Source organism: Caldimonas sp. (genome assembly GCF_046289365.1).
GTDB lineage: Bacteria > Pseudomonadota > Gammaproteobacteria > Burkholderiales > Burkholderiaceae_C > Caldimonas.
Map to the genome: position 1 here is coordinate 1 of NZ_JBKBVU010000265.1, position 3378 is coordinate 3378.

Consider the following 3378-nt stretch of genomic DNA (forward strand, 5'->3'; position numbering starts at 1 on the left):
CAGGCCGCGACCCTGCCCGAGGACAAGGCCGAGGCCCTGTACCACCTCTACGACGGCGGCGGCACCCGCGCCTACGGCCCGGCGCTGCTGGTGCGCAAGAGCCTGGCCGACCGCTACTCGTTCTCGGCCTTCTACAACGTCGATGCGGTGAGCAATGCCTCCATCGACGTGGTCACCACCGCCAGCCCCTACTCCGAGCGCCGCACCGAGTACGGCCTGGGCCTGGACTACGTCTACCGCGACTCGCTGATGTCGCTGTCCACCACGCGCAGCACCGAGCCCGACTACGAGGCCAACTCGCTGGGGATCGACGTGTCGCAGGACGTGTTCGGCGGCATGACCACCGTGAGCCTGGGCTTCACCCGCGCCTGGGACAAGGTGGGCCGCTCCGACATGGGCTTCTTCGACGAGGCCCTGCACTGGCGCTACCGGCTGGGCGTCACCCAGATCCTCTCGCCGCGCTGGATGGCCAGCCTCAACGCCGAGGCGGTGTCCGACAGCGGCTTTCTCGGCAACCCGTATCGCGTGGCGCGCGTCTTCGGCGCGGCCGTGCCCGAGCGCCACCCGCGCACGCGCACCAGCCGCGCGATCAAGGGCCGCCTCACCGGCGCCATCGGCAGCGAGGCCGCCGTGCATGCGGAGTACCGCTACTTCTGGGACACCTGGGACATCACGGCCCACACCGTGGAACTGGGCTACAGCCGCTACGTGCGCGAGGACACCCTGGTGGACGGCTTCGTGCGCTACCACAGCCAGTCCAAGGCCCTGTTCTACAGCGACAACGCCACGGCCGAGACCACCTACATCTCGCGCAACCGCCAGCTCAGCACCTTCACTTCGCCGTCCGTGGGGGTGAAGCTGAGCTACCGCGCCAGACGGGTTCCCGGACAGTACGAGCTCAAGGCCCATGCGGCCTACGAGTACAAGCTGTACGACTTCAAGGACTTCACCGACATCCGCACCGGCCGGCCGTACTCGTACAACGCCAATGTCTTCCAGGTCTACCTGTCGGCCACCTTCTGACCGAGCGCGCCCATGAGAGCCACCCTGCCGTACCGACACCTCCTTCGCTTGCTGGTCGCTGCCCTCGGCCTGGCAGCCGGCCTGGCCTGGGCCAACCCCAGCGCCGCTCCTGCCCCGGCTGCCTCGCTGGACGAGCGCGTGCAGACGCTCAAGAACGACCTCATCCAGCTCAACCGCGACCTGCTGGTGCTGGAAGAGGAGTTGCTCTTTCCGGCCAGCACCCAGGTGGCGGTGTTCGTCTCGATGGACGTGGGCAAGCTCTTCGAGCTGGAGTCGGTGCAGATCCGGCTGGGCGACAAGCTCGTGGCCAGCCATCTGTACACGCCGGCCGAAGTGCAGGCTCTGCACCGCGGCGGCGTGCAGCGCCTGTACCTGGGCAACCTGCGCACCGGCACCCATGAACTGGTGGCCATCTTCACCGGCGGCGGCCCGCACCAGCGCGACTACCGGCGCGGCGCCACCGTGAAGTTCGACAAGGGCGCCGACCCGACCTACATCGAGCTGCGCATCCAGGATTCCGCCGGCAAGCTGCAGCCCGAGTTCCATGTGAAGGTCTGGCAGTAAGGACCGGTCCATGCGTCTTCGACCTCTGGCCTCCCGTTCCTGGCGCCGCGTGCTGTGCACCGGCCTGGCGGCGGCCATGCTCAGCCTGGGGGCCGCCGCGCAGACCACCCGCGGCCCCGGCCCGGTGAAAGACCCGCATTACGGTGACGGGCTCTTCCATTTCTTCCAGGACCGGTACTTCAGCGCGCTGGGCTCGCTGATGGTCTCGCAGCATTTCGGGCGGATGCCCCAGCACGCCGACGAGGCCGAGATCCTGCGCGGCGGCCTGCTGTTGTCGTATGGTCTGCACCGCGAGGCCGGGCGCATCTTCGACACCCTCATCGCACAAGGCGCCCGCCCTGCGGTGCGCGACCGCGCCTGGTACTACCTGGCCAAGATCCGCTACCAGCGCGGTCACCTCGACCAGGCCCAGGCCGCGTTGGATCGCATCGGCAGCGAGCTGCCCGCCGAGTTCCACGAAGACCATGCCCTGCTGCGCGCCCAGGTGCTGATGGCCCGCGGGCACTACGCGCAGGCCGCCGCGCTGCTGCGCGCGCAGGTCGAGGAAAGCCGCGCCCGGGCCCGCCGCAACGACCCCGAGCCCGCGATGCGTGGGGCCTATGCGCGCTACAACCTCGGCGTGGCCCTCATCCGCAACCACGAGGTCGAGGCCGGCACCCCCTGGCTGGATGAGATCGGCCAGGCCGGCGCCTACAGCGAGGAATACCGCGTGCTGCGCGACCGCGCCAACGTCGCCCTGGGCTTGGCCGCGCTGCAGGCCGAGCAGCCCCGGCAGGCGCGCCAGTACCTGGAGCGCGTGCGCCTGCACGGCCCGCAGTCGAACCAGGCCTTGCTGGGTTTCGGCTGGGCCGCCGCCGCGCTCGGCCAGCCCCGCGAGGCCCTGGTGCCCTGGATGGAGTTGGCCGGCCGCGAGAGCGACGATGCTGCCGTGCTCGAAGCGCGCATCGCCGTGCCCCATGCCCAGGCCGAGCTCGGCGCCTTTGGCCTGGCGCTGCAGGGCTACCAGGACGCGATCGCCGCCTACGAGCGCGAGCACGCCGCGCTGGACGAATCCATCGCCGCCATCCGCGCCGGCAAGCTCGTCGAAGGGCTGATGTCGCTCAACCCCGGCGTCGAGATGGGCTGGTTCTGGCAACTGCGCGAGCTGCCGCAGATGCCGCATGGCCGCCACCTGGCCCGGGTGCTGGCCCGCCACGAGTTCCAGGAAGCCTTCAAGAACTACCGCGACCTGCAGTTCCTGGCCCACCAACTGGCCCAGTGGCGCGACAAGCTCGCCGCCTTCCGCGACATCCTCGAACACCGCCAACAGGCCTTTGCCGACCGGCTGCCGCGCATCCGCGCCGCCGCCCGCGAAAGCGAAACCGGCGTGGCCGCGCTGGCGCGCCGGCGCGAGGCCGTGCAGGCCGAGCTCGAGCGCGTGATCGCGCAACGCGATGCCGCTGCGCTGGCCACGCCCAAGGAGCGCGAGCTGCTGGAGCGCCTGGCCCGCGTGCGCGAGACCCTCGCGCGGCTGGGCGATGTGCCCGAGGCTGCATCCTTGCGCGAGCGCCATCGCCTGGCCGAAGGGGTCTTGCGCTGGCGGCTGGACGAAGACTACCCCGTGCGCCTGTGGGAAGCGCGCAAGGCCCAGCGCAGCGTCGATGAGCAGCTCGCCCAGGCGCAGGCGCGTGAGGCGGCCCTGGCCCAGGCCCAACGCGACGAGCCTGCGCGCTTTGCCGCCTTCGAAGGCCGCCTCCCGGCCCTGGGGGCGCGCATCGAGGCCCTGGCCCCGCGCGTGGCCGCACTCAGCCG

At 70.8% G+C, this 3378-nt stretch carries 3 protein-coding genes; all 3 read left to right on the forward strand.

Annotated elements, in window-relative coordinates:
• A partial coding sequence (locus tag ACK42S_RS16665; RefSeq protein WP_409710162.1) for a DUF3570 domain-containing protein occupies positions 1 to 1023 on the forward strand: 1023 nt, incomplete at its 5' end.
• 48 nt (positions 1024 to 1071) lie between these two features.
• Entirely contained in the window at positions 1072 to 1587 is a 516-nt protein-coding gene (locus ACK42S_RS16670; protein ID WP_409710165.1) for an AraC family transcriptional regulator, read from the forward strand.
• A gap of 10 nt (positions 1588 to 1597) precedes the next feature.
• On the forward strand, positions 1598 to 3378 hold a 1781-nt coding region (locus ACK42S_RS16675; protein ID WP_409710168.1), incomplete at its 3' end, for a hypothetical protein.